The 22,446-nt window shown below is 69.6% G+C and carries 20 protein-coding genes; 8 read left to right on the top strand and 12 right to left on the bottom strand.

Features of this window, described 5'->3' with window-relative positions; genetic code table 11:
- Positions 1 to 76: 76 nt before the first annotated feature.
- The 6 genes from FV242_RS19170 to FV242_RS19195 all read right to left on the bottom strand — a co-directional run bounded on the left by FV242_RS19170 (position 77) and on the right by FV242_RS19195 (position 8,474).
- On the bottom strand, positions 77 to 2,257 hold the full coding sequence (locus FV242_RS19170) for a TonB-dependent siderophore receptor (protein WP_246692780.1): 2,181 nt from the start codon (positions 2,255 to 2,257) through the stop codon (positions 77 to 79).
- A gap of 569 nt (positions 2,258 to 2,826) precedes the next feature.
- Complete coding sequence (locus tag FV242_RS19175) at positions 2,827 to 3,459, bottom strand: TetR/AcrR family transcriptional regulator (protein WP_147908412.1); 633 nt, start codon at positions 3,457 to 3,459, stop codon at positions 2,827 to 2,829.
- On the bottom strand, positions 3,456 to 3,755 hold the full coding sequence (locus FV242_RS19180; protein ID WP_147908411.1) for a hypothetical protein: 300 nt from the start codon (positions 3,753 to 3,755) through the stop codon (positions 3,456 to 3,458). The genes FV242_RS19175 and FV242_RS19180 overlap by 4 nt, the downstream gene beginning before the upstream one ends.
- A 260-nt stretch (positions 3,756 to 4,015) precedes the next feature.
- A complete protein-coding gene (locus FV242_RS19185; RefSeq protein WP_147940022.1) occupies positions 4,016 to 5,857 on the bottom strand; it encodes an NADPH-dependent assimilatory sulfite reductase hemoprotein subunit in 1,842 nt (613 codons plus the stop codon).
- A gap of 221 nt (positions 5,858 to 6,078) precedes the next feature.
- Positions 6,079 to 7,848, bottom strand: a complete 1,770-nt coding sequence (locus FV242_RS19190) for a sulfite reductase flavoprotein subunit alpha (protein ID WP_147908409.1) — start codon at positions 7,846 to 7,848, stop codon at positions 6,079 to 6,081.
- 110 nt (positions 7,849 to 7,958) lie between these two features.
- Positions 7,959 to 8,474: an Lrp/AsnC family transcriptional regulator gene (locus FV242_RS19195; protein ID WP_147857649.1), complete on the bottom strand. Its 516-nt coding sequence runs from the start codon at positions 8,472 to 8,474 to the stop codon at positions 7,959 to 7,961.
- A 269-nt stretch (positions 8,475 to 8,743) separates the two neighbouring features.
- On the opposite strand from FV242_RS19195, the gene FV242_RS19200 reads away from it, so the two are divergent.
- Genes FV242_RS19200 through cysN form a run of 3 tightly spaced genes read left to right on the top strand, consistent with a single transcriptional unit; the run spans position 8,744 to position 11,909 of the window.
- A complete protein-coding gene (locus tag FV242_RS19200) occupies positions 8,744 to 9,556 on the top strand; it encodes a phosphoadenylyl-sulfate reductase (RefSeq protein WP_147908408.1) in 813 nt (270 codons plus the stop codon).
- Positions 9,553 to 10,503 (top strand): sulfate adenylyltransferase subunit CysD, encoded by a 951-nt coding sequence (gene cysD, locus FV242_RS19205; RefSeq protein ID WP_147908407.1) that lies wholly within the window; start codon positions 9,553 to 9,555, stop codon positions 10,501 to 10,503. The genes FV242_RS19200 and cysD overlap by 4 nt, the downstream gene beginning before the upstream one ends.
- Positions 10,503 to 11,909, top strand: a complete 1,407-nt coding sequence (cysN, locus tag FV242_RS19210) for a sulfate adenylyltransferase subunit CysN (protein WP_147940023.1) — start codon at positions 10,503 to 10,505, stop codon at positions 11,907 to 11,909. Before cysD ends, cysN begins: the two co-directional genes overlap by 1 nt.
- 90 nt (positions 11,910 to 11,999) lie before the next feature.
- On the opposite strand, the gene FV242_RS19215 is transcribed toward cysN, so the two are convergent.
- The 3 genes from FV242_RS19215 to FV242_RS19225 all read right to left on the bottom strand — a co-directional run bounded on the left by FV242_RS19215 (position 12,000) and on the right by FV242_RS19225 (position 13,719).
- Positions 12,000 to 13,025 carry an LLM class flavin-dependent oxidoreductase gene (locus tag FV242_RS19215; RefSeq protein ID WP_147940024.1) on the bottom strand — a complete coding sequence of 342 codons (1,026 nt, stop codon included), beginning with the start codon at positions 13,023 to 13,025 and terminating at the stop codon, positions 12,000 to 12,002.
- Between the two features lie 84 nt (positions 13,026 to 13,109).
- A complete protein-coding gene (locus FV242_RS19220; RefSeq protein WP_147940025.1) occupies positions 13,110 to 13,442 on the bottom strand; it encodes a type II toxin-antitoxin system RelE/ParE family toxin in 333 nt (110 codons plus the stop codon).
- Positions 13,429 to 13,719: a ribbon-helix-helix protein, CopG family gene (locus tag FV242_RS19225; protein WP_147908403.1), complete on the bottom strand. Its 291-nt coding sequence runs from the start codon at positions 13,717 to 13,719 to the stop codon at positions 13,429 to 13,431. Before FV242_RS19225 ends, FV242_RS19220 begins: the two co-directional genes overlap by 14 nt.
- A gap of 156 nt (positions 13,720 to 13,875) precedes the next feature.
- On the opposite strand from FV242_RS19225, the gene FV242_RS19230 reads away from it, so the two are divergent.
- Complete coding sequence (locus FV242_RS19230; protein ID WP_147908402.1) at positions 13,876 to 15,078, top strand: pyridoxal phosphate-dependent aminotransferase; 1,203 nt, start codon at positions 13,876 to 13,878, stop codon at positions 15,076 to 15,078.
- Between the two features lie 20 nt (positions 15,079 to 15,098).
- Here FV242_RS19230 and FV242_RS19235 read toward each other — a convergent pair whose 3' ends face one another.
- Positions 15,099 to 15,533 carry a type II toxin-antitoxin system VapC family toxin gene (locus FV242_RS19235; RefSeq protein WP_147940026.1) on the bottom strand — a complete coding sequence of 145 codons (435 nt, stop codon included), beginning with the start codon at positions 15,531 to 15,533 and terminating at the stop codon, positions 15,099 to 15,101.
- On the bottom strand, positions 15,530 to 15,817 hold the full coding sequence (locus tag FV242_RS19240; protein WP_147898009.1) for a type II toxin-antitoxin system Phd/YefM family antitoxin: 288 nt from the start codon (positions 15,815 to 15,817) through the stop codon (positions 15,530 to 15,532). The genes FV242_RS19235 and FV242_RS19240 overlap by 4 nt, the downstream gene beginning before the upstream one ends.
- A 120-nt stretch (positions 15,818 to 15,937) precedes the next feature.
- On the opposite strand from FV242_RS19240, the gene FV242_RS19245 reads away from it, so the two are divergent.
- From FV242_RS19245 to FV242_RS19255, 3 genes are all read left to right on the top strand, one after another.
- Positions 15,938 to 16,786, top strand: coding sequence for an NAD(P)-dependent oxidoreductase (locus tag FV242_RS19245; protein WP_147940027.1), 849 nt, complete (start codon positions 15,938 to 15,940; stop codon positions 16,784 to 16,786).
- A 462-nt stretch (positions 16,787 to 17,248) separates the two neighbouring features.
- Positions 17,249 to 17,587, top strand: coding sequence for a hypothetical protein (locus tag FV242_RS19250; RefSeq protein ID WP_147908400.1), 339 nt, complete (start codon positions 17,249 to 17,251; stop codon positions 17,585 to 17,587).
- Positions 17,588 to 17,702: 115 nt separating this feature from the next.
- Complete coding sequence (locus FV242_RS19255; RefSeq protein WP_147940028.1) at positions 17,703 to 18,653, top strand: DMT family transporter; 951 nt, start codon at positions 17,703 to 17,705, stop codon at positions 18,651 to 18,653.
- Between the two features lie 30 nt (positions 18,654 to 18,683).
- Here FV242_RS19255 and FV242_RS19260 read toward each other — a convergent pair whose 3' ends face one another.
- Positions 18,684 to 18,953: a hypothetical protein gene (locus tag FV242_RS19260; protein ID WP_147908398.1), complete on the bottom strand. Its 270-nt coding sequence runs from the start codon at positions 18,951 to 18,953 to the stop codon at positions 18,684 to 18,686.
- Positions 18,954 to 19,280: 327 nt separating this feature from the next.
- Here FV242_RS19260 and ileS point away from each other — a divergent pair, with 327 nt between their 5' ends.
- The gene (gene ileS, locus FV242_RS19265; protein WP_147940029.1) at positions 19,281 to 22,301 is read left to right on the top strand and encodes an isoleucine--tRNA ligase; all 3,021 of its coding nucleotides are present in this window, start codon (positions 19,281 to 19,283) and stop codon (positions 22,299 to 22,301) included.
- Positions 22,302 to 22,446: the final 145 nt, after the last annotated feature.

The following is a 22,446-nucleotide window of genomic DNA, read 5'->3' on the forward strand; positions in this document are numbered from 1 at the left end:
GCCCGCCCTCAGGGCTCTGACCTGGACCCGCACAAGGTCTTGGACCTTCTGGAGCCCTGACTTCGGCCGGTCTCCCTCACATCCGCGCGGTGATCGTTGCCAGTACGGTGAAGGGCGCGCCGGGGGTGTTGTTGAACTGATTGAACGGCTGCTCGATGTAGCGTGCATTCGTCAGGTTCCGGATGTTGACCGCGAACCGGTAATGCGCGTCGATGTCGTAGTACACGGCTGCGTCGACCCGATTGTACGCCCCGACCTTGTAGCTGTTGTTGAGGTCGCCGAAGCGCTGGCCGACATGGGTGACGCCGATGCCGAGCCCGAGACCGCGCAGGGAGCCGGCCTGGACATCGTACGTCGTCCACACGCTGCCGCTGAAGGCCGGCGCGCCCACGAGGCGGTTGCCGACCGCGAAGACCCTGTCCTTGGTGATCCGCGCATCGAGATAGCCGACGCCGCCGATGACCTTCCAGCCCGGAAGGATCTCGCCGGCCAGGTCCGCCTCGACGCCCTCCGAACGCTGCTGGCCGGTGATCACCGAGAAGCCGGTGTTGACGGGGTCGTTGCCGGCGACGTTGTCCCGGGTGATCCGGAAGGCGGCCGCGCTCAGGGTCAGGTCGGGGCTGATGTCGATGCGGGTTCCGACCTCGAGCTGCTCGCCCGTCTCGGGCGCCGGGTTGACGACGTTGAGGACGTTCGCGGTCTGCGGCGCGAAGGACGTGGCGTAGCTGGCATAGACCGTCAGCGGCTCGAACGGCCGATAGATCAGGCCGACGCGCGGCGAGGCGCCGAACAACTCCTGCTCCGGCGGCTGGGTCTTCGAGCCCGGTACGCGGGCGAAATAATATTGGGTGCCGAGATCGAACCGGGCGCCGAGCACGAGCTGCAACTGGGGCGTGAGTGCGATCTGGTCCTGCAGGTAGAACCCGAACAGTTCGAGCCTCTGCTTCAGGTCTTGCTGGAGCGAGAGAGCTCCGGGCGTGCCGCCGAAGACCGGGTTGAGGAAGCTGACCGGGGTGTAGGTGCCCTGCTGGGAATAGGGGTGGCGGAAGCCGTTGGTGTACTCGAACCCCACGAGGGCGGTGTGGGAGAATCCGAGCGTGTCGAACTTCATCACCGCTTCGGTCTGCGTATCCACGGCTGCGAAATGCGAATCGACCGAGGCGTCGCGCCGCGTGACCTGGGTCCCGGCGTTGTTCACCCCGGTGGCACGGGCCGTGAACAGGTTGAACGCCCCCCATTGCCCGTTGATGACTTGCCGCAGCGTCAGGTTCTCGTTGACGTCGTGTTCGGCCCGCATCGTGATCCCGTTGACCTCGCCGTAATAGCGCGAGGACGGCTCGCCGTAGTAGCGGCGGATGTTGTCCAGCGGCACGCGTCCGCGGAACGCGATGAGCCCCTCGTCGTACTGGGTGCGCTGGCTGGTGGCCTCCGCGTTGATGTAGATCCTCGTGTCGGCGCTCGGCGTCCAGCTCAGCGCCGGCGCGATGAAGACGCGCCGGTTGGTGTTGTCCCCGATATTGCGGAAGGTCGGGTCCTCCTGCGCGGCGACGGTGAGGCGGGCGGCCAGCCCGTCGATGGACGGGATCGCGCTCGAAACCGAGCCCTGGAACCGCCGGAAGCCGAAGCTGCCGCCCTGGACGCTCGCGTCCGCGGTCGGCTCCAGGGTCGGCCTGCGGGTGACGATGTTGACGACTCCGCCCGGGTCGCCCCGACCGAACAGCACCGAGGCCGGCCCCTTGATCACCTCGACCCGTTCGGCATTCGCGAGGTCGCGCTCCACCGGATAGAAGTTGATCGCCGGATTGGTCAGGATGCCGTCGACGGCGAAGAGCTGCGTGGCGAAACCGCGGATGACGTAGTTCTGCGAGCGGCCCTGTACGGTGCTGCCGGGCGTGACGTTGCTGACATTGGTGACGGCATCGGTCAGGCGCAGGTCCTGCTGGTCCGTGATCACCTGGCGCGGGACGACGGTGATCGATTGCGGCGAGTCCCGCAGAGGCGTGTCGGTCTTGGTCGCGGTCGCCGAGCGCGTGGCGCGATAGCCGACGACCGGCCCGTCCGCCCGCTCGACCGCGGGGCCCGTGCCGGTGACGCTCAGTTCCGAGAGGACGACCTCATCCTGGACCGGGCTGGATTGTGCGTGGGCGACAGTCGTCGATGCCGCAAGCAGAGTAAAAACCAGCCCGTATCGCTTATTGGTTGCGCAATTGCGGTCCAAAGTTGCGACGACGGCGCGGATCGATCGGCCTTGAGGCATAGTTTCGAGTCATTCTTAAGAAGATCATCGCGTCGAGGCGCCCTGGTCTGTGCGTACGATTGCCAGCCTGATTCAATGCGTGATTGTAATTGAATGCCTCGGAGCCGCAGGAACTCACCGGACGTGTCCGGTGCGTCACACATCCCTTTGGAATGGTTTTAAACCTTGCGGATTATGCAGACTTAAACGTGCGCAAATGGGCAAGATACACGTCCAGGCGTTGATGCGGATCATGCTGGGACGGAGATCGACATGCGCGCCTGTCGGCCTCTTCGAATCAGGCGCGCGCTCACTTCGTCCGAGTCCTTCGCGCCCGCCGCCGTCCGTTCGGATCGGGGGCCGCCCGGAGCGCCCGTCGCGGCTGGCCCGGCGCGACGCGCCTCACCGATATCCGGGCCTGCGCGCTGCGCAGCACCGCGAGCCGGCAGCCGCGCAGCGTGAGCGCGCCCGGTGGCCCGTTCCGGATCGATACGTCCTCGGATGTGCCGTCTTCGCCGTCGGCGAACCTGCCGGCGCGGATCCGGGTGGGCCTGTCCGGCGGTTCCTGCGGTTTCGTCCGCCGATGAGGGTCAGCGGTCCGGTCGCGGCGTGCCCGGGGCGGCCCGCGGCAGGCGGCCGTCGAGCCCGGTCGCCAGCAAGGCGTGGAGCTGGGCGACCGCGGGGGCCGGATCGTAATCGGGCAGGATCGCGCGGCCGACGATGATCCCCTTCATCAGCGGGGCGACCAGCCCGTAGAGCCGTTCCGGGTCGCAATCCGGGCTGGTGGCCAGCGCCGAGAAGGTTTCGGTGAACCAGTCCCGGGTCTCCGCCTCGGTCCGGGCGGTCAGGTCGGAGATGGCCGGGTTGCGAGTGGCTTCCGACCAGATCTCCATGCGCAGCACCGCGGCTTCCCGGGTGATCGACACGAAGTACCGCGCGATGAGGTCGAGTAAGGCTGCGCGCGGGTCGCCGCTGTGCCCCATCTCTTCGACGAGCTGGATGCCGCGCTCGCGCTCGCGCTCGACCAGCCCGACGACCAGGGCCTCCTTGGACTCGAAGTAGCGGTAGAAGTTGCCCGGGCTCATCGCGGCCTCGCGGGCGAGGTCCTGCATCGTGGCGCGGTGGAAGCCGTTGCGCACAAAGCAGGCTTCGGCGGCGTCGAGGATGTGCGCGCGCCGCGCGGCCTGGCCGCCGCGCGCCTCGGCGGCGGCCGGCACGCTCACGGGGCGAACTGCGCGACCGCGGCGACGCGGCTCTGGTCCTTCGCGGGGATGGTGGCCGCACAGGCCTGGGCGGTCTGGCTCATGTCGGCGCACAGGCGCGCCTGCCAGCCCTTCGGACCCGCGCCGGTCCAGCTGATCAGCGCCATCCAGGCGAGAACCAGAACGGCGGCGAAGGTGAGGTTCGACGGGGTGCAGAAAGCCCGGACCGTCGCGAGGAGGCGCGCCGCGCCGGTTCCGGACGGGTCGAACCGGTCCTCATCCAGATCCGACCAGCGACCTTCAAGCGACAGAGCCATGGCTCACTCCTGCGTGCCTGACCGTCGTAATGAACGTTCATTCTCGCGTCAATGAACGTTCGTTCTCGCAGGCTGGGATGGGCGGGCCGTCGGTCGGTATGGTTTCTGGATGGTTGTATCGTGCCGTCCGACCGGTGCGATGCCCCGTCACTCGACACTCGGTACTCGGCTCCGCGCCCGGGGCTCTGCCAGCCGGTCTCAGGCGAGCCGCGCCTCCCGGGGCCAAGGGCGCTGCCCCGGCCCTGGGAGGCGCGCCGGGTTCAGGCGTGCCCGGCCGGCTTGAGGGCCCCGGTCCGGTCGTGGAAATCCGGCCCGTTGATCGTCCGGGCGACGTGCCCGGCGCGGATCAGGTAGTCGCCGAAATGCTCGCCGGGGTTCCGGCCCTTGGCGAAGTCGGCGAAGAGTGGATCCAGGGTGTCGCGGATGTCCGAGGCCGCCACGTCCTCCTTGTAGAGCTTGCTCAGGCGCGAGCCGTCGAAGGCGGCGCCGAGATAGAGGTGGTAGCGCTCGGGTCCCCGGCCGACGAGGCCGATCTCGGCGATGAACGGGCGGGCGCAGCCGTTCGGGCAGCCGGTGGAGCGGATCGTGATCTCCTCCTCGGCGAGCCCGTGCGTGGCCAGGCTCTGCTCCAGCTCGGTCATCAGATCCGGCAGGTAGCGCTCGCTCTCGGCCAGCGCGAGGCCGCAGGTCGGCAGCGCCACGCAGGCGATGGAGTTGCGCCGGAGCGCGCCCGCGCCCTTGGTGATGCCGTACTGATCGACCAGCGCCTCGATCTCGGTGCGCTTCTCCGCCGGCACGTTGGCGACGATCACGTTCTGGTTGGCGGTGAGGCGAAAATCGCCCTCGTGCACCTGGGCGATCGCGCGCAGGCCGGTGAGGAATTGCGGGCCGTCCTCGTAATCCTTGATCCGGCCGGAGGGTACGTAGAGGGTCAGGTGATGACGGCCGTCGTCGCCCTCGGTCCAGCCGAAGCGGTCGCCGTTGTTGGTGAAGGTGAAGGGCTTCGGCTCGCCGAGCGCCTTGCCGATCCGGGTCTCCACCTCGGCCCGGAAGGCCGCCAGGCCGTAGCGCTCGATCGTGTACTTGAGCCGGGCGTTCTTGCGGTTCTTGCGGTTGCCCCAGTCGCGCTGGACCGTCATCACGGCCTCGGCGACCTTGATGGCGTCCTCGGACTGCACGAAGCCCATCACGTCGGCGGTGCGCGGGAAAGTCTCGGGCTCGCCATGGGTCATGCCCATGCCGCCGCCGACGGTGACGTTCCAGCCGGTGACCTGGTTCTTCGTGTCCAGGATGGCGATGAAGCCGAGATCGTGGGCGAAGATGTCGACCTCGTTGGAGGGCGGCACCGCCACGACGATCTTGAACTTCCGCGGCAGGTAGGTGCGGCCGTAGACCGGCTCGACCTCCTCCTCCTCGCCGCCGACCACGCGCTCGCCGTCGAGCCAGATCTCCCGCCAGGCGCTGGTCTTCGGCAGCAGGCTGTCCGAGATGTCCTTGGCGAGGGTGTGGGCGGCCTTGTGGGCGCCCGCCTGAGCCGGGTTGGTCGCCGCCATGACGTTGCGGTTCACGTCGCCGCAGGCCGCGATCGTGTCGAGCAGGGCCGCGTCGATGGCCGCCATCGTGCGCTTGAGGTTCGACTTGATCACGCCGTGATACTGGAAGGTCTGGCGCGTGGTCGCCCGCAGGGCGCTGCCCGCATACGTCACCGCGATGTCGTCGAGAACCAGCCACTGCTTCGGGCTGATCACGCCGCCGGCGATGCGCAGGCGGATCATGAAGCTGTAGGCCTTGTCGAGCTTCTTCTTGGTCCGCTCCGGGCGCAGGTCGCGGTCGTCCTGCATGTACATCCCGTGGAACTTCACGAGCTGCCCGTCATCCTCGGAGATCGCCCCGGTGGCGTGCTTCAGCAGGCCGTCGGCGAGGCCGCCGCGGAGGTAGCCGCTGGCGATCTTGATGTGCTCGTTGGCGGCGAGCTGGGCCGCGCGGGCCGCCTCGGCATCGGTGATCGGCCGGTCCTTGGGCGGAGTCTCGTAGACGCGGGCGGCCGGGGTCTGCGCCAGGGCCCGGGTGTCGGCGTCGTCGCGGGGGCTGTGGTCGTCCATGAGATCACTTCCAAAGTCTCGACTACGTCTCCGCCCCCCGATGCGGGCGGGATAGTCCCAAAGTCCGGCTTCAAAAGGTCCGAGACCTTTCGCGGGTGCAGGGCGGAGCCCTGCGGTGTGGGGCTAGGCCCCGATCCATCAGGGCTCCGCCCTGACAACCCACCAAAGCGCGACATGCCCTTTGGAAACCCAGATCTACCCGTGCTCCGTCGGCATACGCTCTAGTAGACGTCCTGCTGGTAGCGGTGGCTGCGCTCCAGGGCCGCAACCTGCGCCTCGGCGTCGGCCGGGCTCAGGGATTTGGCGATTTCGTAGGCCCGCACAACCGCGGCGCGGACGTCCTTGGCCATATTCTTGGCATCGCCGCAGACGTAGAAATGGGCGCCGCCCTCCAGCCAGGAGACCAGCTCCTGCGCGTGGTGGGTGATGCGGTTCTGCACGTAGATCTTCTCCGGCTGGTCGCGGGAGAAGGCGACGTCGATCTTCGTCAGCGAACCGTCCTCCAGGGCCTCCTGCCATTCCAGCTGGTACAGGAAGTCGTGCAGGAAGTGCCGGTCGCCGAAGAACAGCCACGCGCGGCCGGGGGCCTCGATGGCGCGGCGCTCCTGCACGAAGGCGCGGAACGGGGCGACGCCGGTGCCGGGGCCGACCATGATGATGTCGGTGGCCGGATCCTGCGGCAGGCGGAAGTGCCGGTTCGGCTTCAGCCGCACCCGCAGCTTGGCGCCGTCCCGGATCCGGTCGGCCACATGCACGGAGGCCACGCCCGAGCGGGTCCGCCCGTGGGTCTCGTAGCGGACCGCCACGATGGCGAGGTGGACCTCGTCGCCCACTTCCTTGCGCGAGGACGCGATCGAGTAGGCCCGGGGCGGCAGCGGCCGGGTAATGGTGTTGAGGTGCTCGGCCGTCAGCGTGGCCGGGAAGGTCGCGAGCAGGTCGATCAGGTGCCGCCCCTCGATCCAGGCCCGGGCCTCGCCGCTGTCGATCAGTTTCTGCGCGTCCGCGTGGCCGGTCGCCTTGGCGAAGCGCTCGATCGTGGCGGCCGACAGCGTGGTGATGTCCCGCTCGGCGAGCAGCGCCCCGCGTAGCGCGTCGTCTTCCGAAAGCCCCGCGGCATTCAGGATCTCGTCCACGAGCTGCGGATCGTTCTCGGGGAAGACCTCGAGCGAATCGCCGGGCTCGTAGGCGGGCGCGCCGTCCTCGAAGGCCAGCGCCAGGTGGATCGTCTCCTTGTCGGAGCGCGACGAGTTGAGGTTCACGTGCTCGACGACCTCGACCACCAGCGGCTCGCGGCTCGGCTCGGCCTCGTCGTCCTCGCCGGCGGCGGTGCGGGCGAAATCCACCGCCACGACGTTGTCGGGTGTCTCCGCCGGGGCGAGGGCCTTGAGGGTGTTCTTGATCCAGTCGGCGGCCGGCTTCTCGAAGTCGAGGTCGAGGTCGGCGCGCTCGGCGGCGCGCTGGCCGCCCAGCGCCTCGAAGCGCGCGTCGAGCGCCTTCCCGATGGCGCAGAACTCGACATACGAGGTGTCGCCCAGCGCCAGGACGGCGAAGGGGACGCCGTCGATGCGCGGGGCGCCCTCCCCCATCAGTTCGCCGTAGGCCCGCACGGCCCGCGCCGGCGGCTCGCCTTCGCCCCAGGTCGCCGCGATGGCGATCAGCTTGCCGGCCTTGGGCAGGCTCGCCAGGTCGAGGTCGGAGAAGTCTACGACCTTCGGCTTGAACCCCTGCTTGCGCGCCAGCTTGGCGACGTTGCCGGCCAGCGCCTCGGAGTTCCCCGATTCGCTGGCGTAGAGGATCGTCAGCGGCTCGGCGGCCTTGGGCGGGGCGGCCGGGATGGCGGCCGGCTGCCCTCCGGCGGCGTCGAGGCCCGCCAGGAAGCCCGCGAGCCACGCGCGCTGTACGGGCGTCGCGCTGCCGAGCACGGCATCGAGGCTGGCGCGCTCGCCGTCGCCGAACGGGGCAGTGCGCGGAAGGAGATTCTGGCGTGCCATCAGGGGACCATGTCGTGGCCTACGAGGCCGGTGTCAATCGAAAACGTTCTTTTTGCAGAACGCGCCTGAACTAGGATATTGCATTCGTTGCGCCGCAATAAAAGAGAAGATCATTCTCCAACCACGGCGAGGACCGGACCGGTGCCGGGGAGGTGGCGGCCGGTTTTCGGGGGTGCCGGCAGCGGCAGGGCGGTGGTGGACTTCACCTTCTCCATGGCGAATCGCGAGGTGACGTTCTTCAGTGGCAGCACCGCGATAAGCTGCTTGTAGAAGCTGTCATAGGCCTGCATGTCGGCAACCACGACGCGCAACATATAATCCACGTCGCCGGCCATCCGGTAGAATTCCAGCACCTCCGGCATGGCCGAGATGGTCGCAGCGAAGCGCTGCAGCCATTCCTGGGAGTGGTCCGCGGTCTCGATCGAGACGAACACGGTGAGGCCGAGGCCGAGCTTGACCGGGTCGAGCACCGCCACCCGCCGGTCGATCACGCCGTCGGCCTCCAGCTTCTGGATGCGCTTCCAGCACGGCGTCTGAGACAGGCCGACGCGCTCGCCGATCGCCGCGATGGAGAGGGTCGCGTCCGCCTGGAGCAAGGCGAGAATCTTGAGATCGATGGCGTCCAAAGTCGTCTCCGTGGGATCCTTCCACGCTGGGCCGCGCGCGGGGAGTTTAGGCGTTTCTGAGGGCCGCCGAGAAGAATCTTTTGTCGTGCGGGGTCTCGGGCGCGGAGGAACGGGGTGCGCCACCGCACGCCAGGCCACCCGGATATGCCCGACAAGCACCCCGAGCCGCCTTGACTTCGTTCGTTATAGCGAACATTTCGACCCGACGACAACTGGGTGCGGCGTGATCCGCGCCCTTATCCCACGCACCAACCTCAGGACATGTCGCGATGACCCGTCCGGACCGAACGATGGCCGAGTCCCTGTCCGAGCGGCTGTCCGGGCTCGATCTGCCAGGTCGCCTCCACCTGATTGCCGCCGAGATCCCGGGCCGGCTCGTGTTCACCACGAGCCTCGGCGTCGAGGACCAGGCGCTGACCCACGGGCTGGCGATGGCCGGGCTGGCGAAGGGCCGCGTCGAGATCGTCACCCTCGATACCGGCCGGCTGTTCCCGGAGGCCTACGACACCTGGGCCGAGACCGAATCGGCCTACGGGATCCGGATCGGCGCCTACGCGCCGGAGCGGACCGCCGAGGAGGCCTTCGTGCGCGACGAGGGCATCAACGGCTTCCGGCGCTCGGTGGCGGCCCGGCAGGCCTGCTGCGGGTTCCGCAAGGTCGAGCCGCTCGGCCGCGCCCTCGACGGCGCGAGCGGCTGGCTCACCGGCCTGCGCGCCGGCCAGTCGGCCAACCGCGCCGAGACGCCGCTCGCCGAGTTCGATCCCGCCCGCGGACTGATCAAGCTCAACCCCCTGGCCGACTGGTCCCGGGCGCAGGTCGACAGCTTCGTGCGCGAGAACTTCATTCCCTACAACGTCCTGCACGATCGCGGCTTCCCGTCGATCGGCTGCGCCCCCTGCACCCGCGCCGTGAAGCTCGGCGAGCCGGAGCGCGCCGGGCGCTGGTGGTGGGAGCAGGAAGAGAAGAAGGAGTGCGGCCTGCATGTCGGGCAGCCCTCCGCGTCGATCCAGCCGGGCCAGGAGCCCGCCATCTTCGAGAGCACCCCAGACGTGAAGACCCGCCAGCCGGAGTTCGCCCGATGAGCGCAGCCCTCGCCGCCGCGGTGCCGACGGGCGCCCCCGCCTCCGCCGACCGCCTCAGCCACCTGAAGCGGCTGGAGGCCGAGAGCATCCATATCTTCCGGGAGACGGTCGCCGAGGCCGAAAACCCGGTGATGCTCTACTCGATCGGCAAGGATTCCTCAGTGCTGCTGCACCTGGCCCTCAAGGCCTTCGCGCCGGGCACCCTGCCGTTCCCGCTGCTCCACGTCGACACGACGTGGAAGTTCCGCGAGATGATCGCCTTCCGCGACGCCCGGGTGAAGGAGCTCGGCCTCGACCTCCTGGTCCACACCAACCCGGACGGGCTCGCCCGCGGCATCGGGCCGGTGAGCCACGGCTCCGAGGTCCACACCGACGTGATGAAGACCCAGGCGCTCCGTCAGGCGCTCGACACGTACAAGTTCGACGCGGCCTTCGGCGGTGCCCGCCGCGACGAGGAGGCGAGCCGGGCCAAGGAGCGGATCGTCTCCTTGCGCACCGCGCAGCACCGCTGGGATCCCAAGCGCCAGCGCGCGGAGCCCTGGCACCTCTACAACCTGAAGAAGAAGCGCGGCGAGTCCCTGCGGGTGTTCCCGCTGTCCAACTGGACCGAGCTCGATATCTGGCTCTACATCGAGCAGGAAAAAATCCCGATCGTGCCGCTCTACTTCGCGGCCGAGCGCCCGGTGGTGGAGCGCGACGGCCAGCTGATCATGGTCGACGACGACAGGCTGCCGCTGGAGCCCGGCGAGGTTCCGCAGCAGCGCCTCGTCCGCTTCCGGACGCTCGGCTGCTACCCGCTCACCGGCGCGGTGGAGAGCGACGCGGCCACGCTGCCCGAGATCGTCGGCGAGACGCTGGCGGCGCGCACCTCGGAGCGCCAGGGCCGGGTGATCGACAAGGACGGCGCGGGCGCCATGGAGCGCAAGAAGCAGGAGGGGTATTTCTGATGACCGTGCACCAGGCTCCCACCGCGTTCAGCGACCGTGCCGCCACCTATCAGGCATTCCTGGCCGCCCACCAGAGCAAGGCCGTGCTGCGCTTCATCGCCTGCGGCTCGGTGGATGACGGCAAGTCGACCCTGATCGGCCGGCTGCTGCACGACACCAAGCAGATCTTCGACGACCAGATCTCGGCGCTCCAGCGCGACTCGCGCCGCCACGGCACGCAGGGGCAGGAGATGGACCTGGCGCTGCTCGTCGACGGCCTCCAGGCCGAGCGCGAGCAGGGCATCACCATCGACGTCGCCTACCGGTTCTTCTCCACCGACAAGCGCTCGTTCATCGTGGCCGACACCCCCGGTCACGAGCAGTACACCCGCAACATGGCCACCGGCGCCTCGACCGCGGACGTGGCGGTGATCCTGGTCGACGCCCGGCAGGGCCTGATCCGCCAGACCCGGCGCCACGCCCTGCTGGTCTCGATGCTGGGCATCCGCCGGGTGGTTCTGGCGGTGAACAAGATGGACCTGGTCGGCTGGTCGCAGGACACGTTCGACGCGATCCGCTCGGGCTTCACCGAGTTTGCCCGCGATCTGAACTTCGCCGAGATCAAGGCGATCCCGCTCTCGGCCAAGAACGGCGACAACGTCGTGGAGCCCGGCATCGCCACCCCCTGGCACACCGGCGGCACGCTGCTCGACTACTTGGAGACCGTTCCGGTGCACGCGGAGGCGCTCAACGCCCCGTTCCGCATGGCGATCCAATGGGTCAACCGGCCGAATTCCGAGTTCCGTGGCTACAGCGGGCGGATCGCCAGCGGCCGGGTCCGCCCGGGCGACGCCGTCACCATCCAGCCCTCCGGCCGGACCTCGACGGTGGCGCGGGTCTACACCGCCGACGGCGACCTTGCGGAGGCCGGCGAGGACGAATCGGTCACCCTGGTGCTGGCCGACCAGATCGACGCCTCCCGCGGGCAGGTGATTGCGGCATCCGGCGCGCCCCTGCGGGTCGCCGAGAGCTTCGACGCCCGTCTGTTCTGGGCGGCCGAGACCGAACTGGCGCCGGGGGCGAGCCTGCTCGCCAAGATCGGCACCGCCACGGTCAACGCCACCGTCGAGCGGATCTTCTCCCGGATCGATCCCGAGACCGGCAAGCCGGGCCCGGCCGAGCGCCTTACCGCCAACGACATCGCGGACGTGTCCCTGCGCCTCGACCGTCCGGTGGCGGTGGATGCCTACGCGGCCAACCGCGAGACCGGCAGCCTGATCCTGATCGACCGCGAGACGACCGACACCGCAGCGCTCGGGCTGGTCCTGGCGCCCAAGGGCGAGGCTGCGCCAGCGGCCTCCGCTGCACCGCCTGACGAGAAGGCCCCCGGCCTGCTCGGTCGCCTCGGCCGCCTGTTGGGGCGCTGAAGCCAAGGTCCCGGATCCACAGGGTCCGGGACTTTTGAGGGTCCAGGGCGAAGCCCTGGGATCGGGCTAGCCCATTGGGGTTCCTGACCGTCAGGCCGCTTCCGAGACCGTGCCGAGCCCCCAGGCCTGCGCCAGCTGCGTATAGGAGTCGTGCCGCGCCGCCTGGTCGGGGATCGCCGTGACGATCATCAGTTCGTCGGCCTGCGTCCGCGCCACGAGGTCCATGAGCCGCGCCCGCAGGGTCTCCGGCCCGCCCACATGCAGCTTGTCGCGGCCGCGCTCGATCTGGGCCCGCTCGGCATCGGAATACGGATAGGCGAGCGCTTCGTCCAAGCTCGGCAGCGGCCGGTACTCGCCGCGCTCCCGTCGCAGGGTCGACAGGCGGGCGCTCGCGGCCTGGCGCTCGGCCTCCGCGTCGGTGGCGGCGCAGATCGCCGCCACCGCGAGGATCGCGTGGGGCTGCGTGCCCAGCCGCGTCGGCCGGAACAGGCGGCGATAGGCCAGCATCGGGGCCTCGGCCGGCATCCCGGAGAAGTGCTGCGCGAAACCGAAGCCGCAGCCGATGTCGCCGGCGAGCTGGGCGCTGTAGTCGGACGATCCGAGCAGGAAGATCGGCGGCAGCGGCACGCCGGACGGGCTCGCCTGGATCTTCCCGAACGGGTGCCCCTCCGGGAAGCCGCCGTCCCAGAACAGCAACTCCTGCAGGCGGTCGAGGAAGTCGTCGTTGCCCCCCTCGCCGGGCGCCTCCCGGCGGCGCAAGGCCCGGGCGGTGAGCCCGTCGGTGCCGGGCGCGCGCCCGAGGCCGAGGTCGATCCGGCCCGGAAACAGGGCCTCCAGCACTCGGAACCGCTCGGCCACCATCAGCGGTGCGTGGTTCGGCAGCATGATGCCGCCCGATCCAACCCGGATCACCCGGGTCGCGGCGGCGATCTGGCCGATCATGATCTCGGGGGCCGGGCTCGCCACGTTGGGCAGGGCGTGGTGCTCGGCCAGCCAGTAGCGCCGGTAGCCGAGACCGTCGACGTGGCGCGCGAGCGCCAGCGTGTCGTGCAGCGCCTGCGCCGGGGTCGAATCGGCGCTGACGAAGGAGAGGTCGAGGACGGAGAGCGGTGTCATGGTTGGGAGATAGGGAGGCGGGCTGGCCGGTGCGAGGGCCGGTCGAGGGGCCGATGCCCGTGCTGCACGCGACGCAGGTCGCTCTCAGTTCGTCCCGCCTGCTTGATCCCCGCCCTGAAACAGGGTCTCGAAGTCTCGGCCGCCGTAGAAGACGTTGACGATCTCCACCCGATCGCCTTTGACGTGATAAGCGATCACAGCGGATCGTTCGAACGATACCGTCCGCAACCCGGGCTCCAAATCGTCGCGCGGGCGAGCACCATGGGGTGCGTCGCCGACACGTTCACAGCGGCTGACGAGCCGGTCCAGAAACCGGTCGGCAACGCTCGGGTTGCGGCTCGCCTCGTAGACCCAACGGTAGATCTGCAGCAGATCGAACTCGGCTTCCGCACGGAAGACGATCCTAAGGCGTCGCATTCCGGTGGGCCTTCACGGTCTCGGCATGAAGGGCCTTGATGTGAGCTCGGACCTCCTCGACGCTCAGCGGCGGCCGCGGGTCGTCGAGGGAGCGGCGGATTCGGGCGCGCATCGCGTCGAGACGTTCGGCATCCTCCTGGCGCCGGCTCTGCCAAGCCTGCACCGCGTCCTCTAAAACCTCGCCGAGCGAGGCGTATTCGCCGGCCTCGACGCGCTCGCGCAGGGTGCGGACCGTTTCGGGAGGCAGCGTGACGCTGATCGTCTCGGCGGGTGGCATGACTCGGCCTCTTCACTCGGCCTCTTCGGATCGGCACGATCCTAGCATGAAAACCGGGCTGCCGCGCAGCCTTGTCCGCACCGCACCGTCGGCCTAGGGTCCCGGCCGCATCGCGGGCGCCCGAGATCGCCTCGCCCTCACGGAGATCGACACATCATGGCTCTCCTCGCCGACGTCCTCTCGCGGGTGAAGCCGTCCGCGACCATCGTGATGACCCAGAAGGCCCGGGACCTGAAGGCCTCCGGCGTCGACGTCATCAGCCTGTCGGTGGGCGAGCCGGATTTCGACACGCCGGACCACATCAAGCAGGCCGCGATCGAGGCGATCCACCGCAACGAGACCCGCTACCCGCCGGTCTCGGGCATCGCGCCCCTGCGCGAGGCGATCGTGCGCAAGTTCAAGCGTGAGAACGGGCTCGACTACAAGGTCTCGCAGACCATCGTGGGTACCGGCGGCAAGCAGGTGCTCTACAACGCCTTCCTGGCGACCCTGAACCCCGGCGACGAGGTGGTGATCCCCCGCCCCTACTGGGTGTCCTACCCCGAGATGGTCGGGCTCTGCGGCGGCACGCCGGTCTTCGCCGACACCGACATGGAGCACGGCTTCAAACTTCAGGCCGAAGAGCTCGACCGGGTCCTGACGCCCAAGACCAAGTGGATTGTCCTCAACTCGCCGTCGAACCCATCCGGGGCCGCCTACACGCGCGACGAGATGAAGGCGCTCACCGACGTGCTGCTGCGCTATCCCGACGTCCACATCCTGACCGACGATATCTACGAGCACCTGACCTACGGCGACTTCGCCTTCGTCACCCCGGCCCAGGTCGAGCCGCAGCTGATCGCGCGCACGCTGACCATGAACGGCGTCTCGAAGGGCTACGCCATGACCGGCTGGCGGATCGGCTACGCGGCCGGGCCGGAGACGCTGATCAAGGCGATGGATTTCGTCCAGGGCCAGCAGACCTCCGGGGCGAGCACGATCGCGCAATGGGCGGCCGTGGCTGCCCTCGACGGCCCCCAGGACCACCTGGCGAAGTTCCGGGCGGCGTTCCAGGGCCGGCGCGACCTCGTCGTGTCGATGCTCAACCAGACCAACGGCCTGACCTGCCCGACGCCGGAGGGCGCCTTCTACGTCTACCCGTCCTGCGCGGCGTTGATCGGCAAGAAGACCGAATCCGGCAAGACCATCGAGACCGACGAGGATTTCGTCACCGAGCTGCTCCAGGCCGAGGGCGTGGCCGCCGTGCACGGCTCGGCCTTCGGGCTCGGCCCGAACCTGCGCATTTCGTACGCCACCTCCAACGCCGTGCTGGAGGAGGCCTGCCGGCGCATCCAGCGGTTCTGCGGCTCGCTGCGGTAAGTCCCGCGCCTACGCAAGACTCAAGGGAGCGGGTCGGTCCATGGATTGAAGATCGGGACGCCGGTCTGCGCGAAGTCCGAGGTGTTTCTCGTGGCTAGTGTCAGTCCTGCATCCAGGGCCGTTGCGGCGATCAGCAGGTCCGGCTGCGAGAACGTGTGCCCGCGTTGCCGGCCCTCTTCGACCAGAAATCGCCAGTGCACGATCACGTCTTCGTCGAGGGGCAAGATGCGTCGCTCGAACATCGGCCTGAGCCGGTGCGCGAGCCAATCGGCCAGGTCCGTCCGACGGGCTCCGTCAGCGAGCCGCTCGATCCCGAAGCGGAGTTCTGCGAGCGTTACGCAGCTCACGAAGAGGGCGTCGAGCAGTTGGGCGGCGACGAAGGCCACGACCCTCTGCTCGGGTCGCGGACGGCGTAACTCAGACAGGACGTTGGTATCGAGCAGCCAGCGAGTCACAAGCCGACATCGCGAACCGGCATCACCACAGATTCGGGCTCAAGATCGATGTCCCGGTGGGGTGAGGCTTGCAGCGCATCGATGAGCGACTGGCCCGTCGCAGGTCCGGTGAGCCGACGGAACTCCTCAGCGGAGATCACGACGACGGCCTCCCGGCCTTGGACAGTCACATGCTGCGGGCCATCGCTCCTGACTCGCCGAACGAGTTCGCCAAACCGGCTCTTGGCGTCCTGGAGGCGCCAATGCCTGGGCTGCTCGGGCGGATGCTCTGCACGTTGGGCCATGCTTGGAAGATTATCGGCGTGCCGTGTGATCGTAAAGGCGATCCCGGATCGTGGAGCACGTGATGACATCGTGAGCGCGCCGGCTACCATTGTCCCGGCAGCGCATTTTCGGAGCCTCCCATGCCCACCATCGCGGTGATCGCCCCTGGCGCCATGGGCAGCGCCATCGGGGCGCGGCTGGTCGAGCACGGCGCCCGCGTGCTGACCGCGCTCGCGGGGCGCAGCGCGGCGAGCCGGGCACGCGCCGAGGCCGCCGGCCTGGTCGATGCCGATCTGGCCGACCTCGCGGCCGCCGACATCCTGCTGTCGATCGTGCCGCCCGCCGACGCGGAGGCCTTGGCTCACCGCCTCGCCTCCGTACTCACGGCGGCGCGGCGCAAGCCGGTCTACATCGACGCCAACGCCGTCAGTCCGGACACGGTCGGGCGCATCGCTGGGATCGTTGCGGCGACGGGCGCGCCCTTCCTCGACGGGGCGATCCTGGGCCTGCCGCCGAAGCCCGGCAGCACGGGGCCCCGCGTCTACGTGTCCGGGGACGATACCGCGCCGGCGATGGCCCTGCGCGCGTTCGGGCTGGACCTGCGCGTCTGCCCCGGGCCGGTCGGCGCGGCCTCCAGCCTCAAGATGAGCTATGCCGGCCTCAACAAGGGCCTGACGGCGCTGGCCGCCCTCATGGTCCTGGCGGCCGAGCGTGCCGGCGCCGGCGCCGGCGCCGCGCTGCTCGACGAGCTCGCCGAGAACGAGCCGGCGCTGCTCGCCCGGTTCGCCAAGGCCCTGCCCGACATGGCGCCGAAGGCCTATCGCTGGGCACCCGAGATGGGCGAGATCGCCGATTTCCTCGGGCCGGACGCGGCTGGGCGACAGGTGTTTTCAGGTTTTGCCGATCTTTACGCGCGCCTGGCCGCGGGGTCGGAGGACACCGAGATCGCCGCGCTGATGCGCTTCGCCGCGGCCGCTGTGGCGCGCTGATCGCCGCGGGGGCGCCGAATCGGCCGTCGCTCTGTTGCCGGCTTGGCTGCCATTCTCTACACGGGCGGTCTCCCGCGGCCGATGCGCCTGAAGGTTTCGCGAGCCCGCTCGGGCCTGCATGGTAGCGGGGCCGGCAGTGACGGGGTGGTTCGGACCAGTTCTCTGGACCAATCCTGTGAGGCTCAGTGGGCCGAGTCGCTGCAGGAGTGTCGGGAGCGCGGGGAACAGGAACCGCGGGCTCGGCGCAAGGCCCACAAAGATTTCCGTTCGCTATCGGCGTCGACAGGTGCCCGCGGCGGCATCCGGGCAGCCCGATCCGACGCCTCGCCCGATCCGGCGCCCTGCCCCGATCCGGGACGATGCAACGCCAGGCGGTTGCAGCTTCGTTCACGCTCCCGCGCGATGATGCGATAGGGCCGGGATCCGGTCCGGCGTAACCGCGTTCTTTCGGGCCTGACCACCATGCGAGCCCTGCTCACCGGCGGCATCAAGGCGATCCTCGGGATCGCCGCTCTCTCGACCGCCGCCCATTGGACGTTGCGCGTGCAGCGCGAATCCACCCCCGCGAGTCCGATCGCGGCCTTTGCCAGCTTGCCCGATCCAGCCGCGACCGGCTCGATCGAGCCGCGCCGGCCCGCGAGCGCGGCCGCCCTCGCGCCGGCCCCCGTGCCGGCTCCGGCCGCGGGCCTGGACCAGGGGCATCTGGCCGCGCTGATCGCCGGAGCGGCCCCGGCGAAAGCCAAGGTCGCCAAGACGGCGACGAAGACGGCGGCCGCCGACAAGGTCGCGGCCAAGCGCTGAGCCCGGCATCGGCGCCCGACGCCGTGCCGGCTGCATGGTTCCCCTGCGCGGCGGCGGGTGCCGCCGCGGGTGCACGCGTGGCAGATAAGCAGGCCTCCACCGAGATTTAGCAGGCATGAGCACGCAGGTCGCGACATCCGTCGCCAACGACAGGGCCTCCGCGCGTGCGGTCCCGTCACCCGACCTCGCGCACCGCCGGCGGATCGTCGGCATCGCCTTGATGTGCGGCGCGGTCGCCTTCTTCGCGAGCCTCGACGCCTGCGCCAAGACGCTGGCGCGGGCCGAGGTCGACCCGCTGGTCACCACCTTCATGCGCTACGCCGCCAGCGTCGCGATGATCTCGCTGTTCATCAACCCGGTGCGCACGCCCGGGGTGGTGAAGAGCCGGCGGCTGACGCTGCAGATCGTGCGCTCGCTGCTGCTGTTCGCCTCCACGGCCCTGAACTTCCTGGCCCTGCGCTACCTGCAGCTTGCCGAGACGATCTCGATCCAGTTCGCCGCCCCGCTCACGGTGGCGCTGCTGGCCGGGCCACTGCTCGGCGAATGGTCGTCGCGGGCCCGGATGGCCGCGATCGGCGTCGGGTTCCTGGGCGTGCTGGTGATCGTCCGCCCGGGCCTCGGCGGGATGCACCCGGCCGCCCTGCTGTGCGTGGCCAACGTCGTGGTCTACGCCTTCTACGCGATCATCACGCGCAAGCTCGCGGCCTACGATTCCACCGCCACCACCATGTTCTACACCGGGCTGGCGGGCTTGGCGCTGATGGCGCCGCTCCTGCCCTGGATCTGGACGAACCCGGCGAGCCTGACCCATTGGGCGTTGCTGATCGGGGTCGCGCTGTTCGGCACGCTCGGGCACTGGCTGCTGGTGATGGCGCATGCCCGCGCGCCGGCCAACGTGCTGGCGCCGTTCATCTATACGCAGCTGCTGTGGTCCGTGACGCTGGGCTTCCTGCTGTTCGGCGACGTGCCGAGCCGCTGGACGGTCGCCGGCGCCATGATCGTGGTCGGCTCCGGCCTCTATCTCCTGGCGCAGGAGACGATCCGGCGGGACAGGCCGGCCGCCTGAGGGCGACCGACCGATGTCCGAGGCGGGGCTTTAGCGGCCCATGCGCTCCTGGCGGTCCATGCGCTCCTCGCGGCGGTTCTCGCGGGCGCGGCGGGCCGGATCCGGATCGGTGCCGAGCACGCCGCCGACGGTGCCGGTGGCCGCGCCCACCGCGCCGCCCACGACGCCGCCGACCGGGCCGGCCGCAGCCGAGCCGTCCTCGACGCCGCGCTGGGCGCCCCTGGCCGTGCCCTGGGCCTCGGCGCCGGTCGCGAAGGCCAGCGGGGCGAGGGCGAGGGCGGCGATCATCAGCTTCTTCATGGTCAACTCCTGGTCGTCGTTCGGGACGAGTTCCGCGACGTGCGCGTCGCGGAGGACGTACCGGTCAACGGTTCAAGCGCCGAAAGGTCTCATCAGGCATCGCAGGGCCGCCCGCTGGCATCGGGAAGGGGCCGCTGCTAGAGAACGGGTCATGTTCGCTTCGCATGCTCTTCGCGGCCTGGGCCGCAGGCTTCGAATTATTGGCCCGGCCTCCGCGTAAATGAGTGCCCGCTTCGGCGAGGCCGCGCGGAAGTCCGGGATCCTGCTGCCGCCCGCCCTGCCCTTGCCGGCCCATTGCCGCCGGCCCGACCGCCGATGCGAGATCCGATGACCACCCCCGAGACCGCGGCTGCCCGCGACTATTCCAAGACCCTGTTCCTGCCGCGCACCGAGTTTCCGATGCGCGCCGGCCTGCCGACCCGGGAGCCGCTGCTGCTGGAGCGCTGGGCCGCGATCGACCTCTACGGGAAGATCCGCGCCGCCGCTTCGGGCCGGCCGCGCTTCGTGCTGCACGACGGGCCGCCCTACGCCAACGGCAACATCCATATCGGCACGGCGCTCAACAAGATCCTGAAGGACGTGATGGTGCGCTCGGCCGGCGCCCTCGGCCTCGACGCCAACTACGTCCCGGGCTGGGATTGCCACGGCCTGCCGATCGAGTGGAAGATCGAGGAGCAGTACCGCGCCAAGGGCCGCAACAAGGACGACGTGCCGGTGATCGAGTTCCGGCAGGAATGCCGGACCTTCGCGGCCCACTGGCTCGACGTCCAGCGGGCGGAGTTCAAGCGCCTCGGCGTCACCGGCGACTGGGACCATCCCTACGCGACCATGGCCTACCCGGCCGAGGCGGTGATCGCCGACGAGCTGATGAAGTTCTCGATGAGCGGCCAGCTCTATCGCGGCTCCAAGCCGGTGATGTGGTCGGTGGTCGAGAAGACCGCGCTGGCCGAGGCCGAGGTCGAGTACGAGGAGCATGTCAGCGACACGATTTTTTGTGCGTTTCCGATCCGCGATCTTGGCGGCGCAGTTCTGGCTGAAGACATAGTCCCAGGTCCCGCGCCGACCGATCCGAACAACGACGCGCTCAAGAGTGCCCGGGTGGTGATCTGGACGACCACCCCCTGGACCATGCCGGGCAACCGCGCCGTCGCGTACTCCAAAAAAATCGCCTACGGGCTCTACCGCGTCACGCAGGCGCCGGCCGAGAACTGGGCGACCCCCGGGCAGACCTACCTGCTGGCCGACAGCCTGGCCGCCACCGTGTTCAAGGCGGCCCGGGTCGAGGCGTTCGAGCGCGTCGCCGACGTGCGGCCGGAGACGCTGTCCGGCCTCACCCTGGCGCATCCGCTCGCCGGCCGCGGCTACGACTTCGCCGTGCCGATGCTCGACGGCGACCACGTGACCGACGAATCCGGCACCGGCTTCGTCCACACGGCGCCAAGCCACGGCCGCGAGGATTTCGATCTCTGGATGTCCAGCGGCCGGCTGCTGCAGGAGCGCGGCATCGACCCCGCGATCCCCTACACGGTGGATGCGGACGGCGCCCTGACCAAGGCCGCGCCGGGCTTCGAGGGCACCCGGGTGCTCACCGACAAGGGCGAGAAGGGCGACGCCAACAAGGCGGTCATCGCCGCGCTCACCGAGGTCGGGGCGCTGGTCGCCCGCGGCGTGCTGCGCCACCAGTACCCGCATTCCTGGCGCTCCAAGAAGCCGGTGATTTTTCGGAACACCCCGCAATGGTTCATCGCCATGGACCGTCCGGTGGACAGCCTGGGCAACCGCTCGCTGCGGGAGGTCGCGCTCCAGAGCATCGAAGAGACCCAGTGGGTGCCGCCCCAAGGAAAAAACCGCATCAACGGCATGGTCGGCAACCGGCCCGACTGGGTGGTCTCGCGCCAGCGCGCCTGGGGCGTGCCGATCACCGTGTTCGTCCACCGGGAGAGCGGCGAGATCCTCAAGGACGAAGGCGTCAACGCCCGGATCCGCGACGCCTTCAAGGAAGAGGGCGCCGATGCCTGGTTCCGGGACGACGCGGCGCAGCGCTTCCTGGCCCCGGACCACGACCCGGCCGCCTACGAGAAGGTGACGGACGTCCTCGACGTCTGGTTCGATTCCGGCTCAACCCATGCCTTCGTGCTGGACGATCCGGAGGCGTTCCCGGCGCTCGCCGGCGTGCGGCGCGTCCGCGACGGCGGCCAGGACCGGGTGATGTACCTGGAGGGCTCCGACCAGCACCGGGGCTGGTTCCAGTCCTCGCTGCTCGAATCCTCCGGCACCCGCGGCCGGGCGCCCTACGACATCGTCCTGACCCACGGCTTCGTGCTCGACGGCAAGGGCCTGAAGATGTCGAAGTCGAAGGGCAACGTCGTCGCGCCGCAGAGCATCATCAAGGATTCGGGCGCCGACATCCTGCGCCTGTGGGTCGCCGCCTCCGACTACACCGACGACCTGCGGATCGGCCCGGAGATCATCAAGACGTTCGCGGAGACCTACCGGAAGCTCAGGAACTCCCTGCGCTGGATGCTCGGCTCCCTGGCGCATCGGATCCAGGGGGATGACGTCGCGTTCCAAAATATGCCGGAGCTGGAGCGGCTGATCCTGCACCGGCTGGCCGAGCTCGACGGCGAGATCCGTGAGGCCTACGCGACCTACGACACCAAACGGGTCGTCGCCCTGCTCAACGGCTTCATGACCGGCGACCTGTCGTCGTTCTACTTCGACGTGCGTAAGGACGCGCTGTACTGCGACCCGATCTCGTCGGTGACCCGCCGGGCGGCCCTACAGGTGATCGACGAGACCTTCCGCCGCGTGGTGGTCTGGCTGGCGCCGGTGCTCGCCTTCACGGCGGAGGAGGCCTGGCTCGACCGCTACCCGTCCGCCGACGGCTCGGTCCACCTGCAGACCCTGCCGGAGACGCCTGCGGCCTGGCTCGACCCCACCCTGGCGGAGCGCTGGCAGAAAATCCGGAAGGTGCGCCGGGCCGTGACCGGCGCCCTGGAGATCGAGCGCGCGGCCAAGCGCATCGGCGCGAGCCTGGAGGCGGCCCCGACTGTCTACGTTGCGGACCCGGAGCTGCTCGCCGCCCTGGAGGGCTGCGACTTCGCCGACACCTGCATCACCTCCGCGATCACGGTGGAGGCCGGTGAGGGCCCGGCGGAGGCGTTCCGGCTCGACGAGGTGCGCGGCGTGGCCGTGGTGCCGACCCTGGCCGAGGGGCGCAAATGCGTCCGCTCCTGGCGGGTCACCCCGACGGTGGGCGGCGACCCGGACTACCCGGACGTCACCCCCCGCGACGCCCAGGCCCTGCGCGAGTGGGACGCGGCGCACCCGGAGGCGAGCGCGGCGTGAGGGTTTTGGGCGCCTACACCGCCGACGCCTCCCTCCCCCCTCTGCGGGGGAGGGTGGGCCTCGCGTCAGCGAGGGTCGGGAGAGGGGAGCGCCGTGTCCGGAAGGCGCGCGACACGCGTGAAACCCTGAAGCGTCGCGCTGCCCC

This window comes from Methylobacterium sp. WL64 (assembly GCF_008039945.1).
GTDB lineage: Bacteria > Pseudomonadota > Alphaproteobacteria > Rhizobiales > Beijerinckiaceae > Methylobacterium.

What these genes read in the sequence shown, in the direction of transcription:
- FV242_RS19185 (WP_147940022.1), bottom strand. Translation starts at nt 5,857, where the DNA reads ATGGACGACCACAGCCCCCGCGACGACGCCGACACCCGGGCCCTGGCG.
- FV242_RS19240 (WP_147898009.1), bottom strand. Translation starts at nt 15,817, where the DNA reads ATGGCCCAACGTGCAGAGCATCCGCCCGAGCAGCCCAGGCATTGGCGC.
- FV242_RS19260 (WP_147908398.1), bottom strand. Translation starts at nt 18,953, where the DNA reads ATGAAGAAGCTGATGATCGCCGCCCTCGCCCTCGCCCCGCTGGCCTTC.
- FV242_RS19250 (WP_147908400.1), top strand. Translation starts at nt 17,249, where the DNA reads ATGCGAGCCCTGCTCACCGGCGGCATCAAGGCGATCCTCGGGATCGCC.
- FV242_RS19170 (WP_246692780.1), bottom strand. Translation starts at nt 2,257, where the DNA reads ATGCCTCAAGGCCGATCGATCCGCGCCGTCGTCGCAACTTTGGACCGC.
- FV242_RS19245 (WP_147940027.1), top strand. Translation starts at nt 15,938, where the DNA reads ATGCCCACCATCGCGGTGATCGCCCCTGGCGCCATGGGCAGCGCCATC.
- cysN (WP_147940023.1), top strand. Translation starts at nt 10,503, where the DNA reads ATGACCGTGCACCAGGCTCCCACCGCGTTCAGCGACCGTGCCGCCACC.
- FV242_RS19215 (WP_147940024.1), bottom strand. Translation starts at nt 13,025, where the DNA reads ATGACACCGCTCTCCGTCCTCGACCTCTCCTTCGTCAGCGCCGATTCG.
- FV242_RS19200 (WP_147908408.1), top strand. Translation starts at nt 8,744, where the DNA reads ATGACCCGTCCGGACCGAACGATGGCCGAGTCCCTGTCCGAGCGGCTG.
- FV242_RS19190 (WP_147908409.1), bottom strand. Translation starts at nt 7,848, where the DNA reads ATGGCACGCCAGAATCTCCTTCCGCGCACTGCCCCGTTCGGCGACGGC.
- FV242_RS19180 (WP_147908411.1), bottom strand. Translation starts at nt 3,755, where the DNA reads ATGGCTCTGTCGCTTGAAGGTCGCTGGTCGGATCTGGATGAGGACCGG.
- ileS (WP_147940029.1), top strand. Translation starts at nt 19,281, where the DNA reads ATGACCACCCCCGAGACCGCGGCTGCCCGCGACTATTCCAAGACCCTG.
- FV242_RS19225 (WP_147908403.1), bottom strand. Translation starts at nt 13,719, where the DNA reads ATGCCACCCGCCGAGACGATCAGCGTCACGCTGCCTCCCGAAACGGTC.
- cysD (WP_147908407.1), top strand. Translation starts at nt 9,553, where the DNA reads ATGAGCGCAGCCCTCGCCGCCGCGGTGCCGACGGGCGCCCCCGCCTCC.
- FV242_RS19220 (WP_147940025.1), bottom strand. Translation starts at nt 13,442, where the DNA reads ATGCGACGCCTTAGGATCGTCTTCCGTGCGGAAGCCGAGTTCGATCTG.
- FV242_RS19230 (WP_147908402.1), top strand. Translation starts at nt 13,876, where the DNA reads ATGGCTCTCCTCGCCGACGTCCTCTCGCGGGTGAAGCCGTCCGCGACC.
- FV242_RS19255 (WP_147940028.1), top strand. Translation starts at nt 17,703, where the DNA reads ATGAGCACGCAGGTCGCGACATCCGTCGCCAACGACAGGGCCTCCGCG.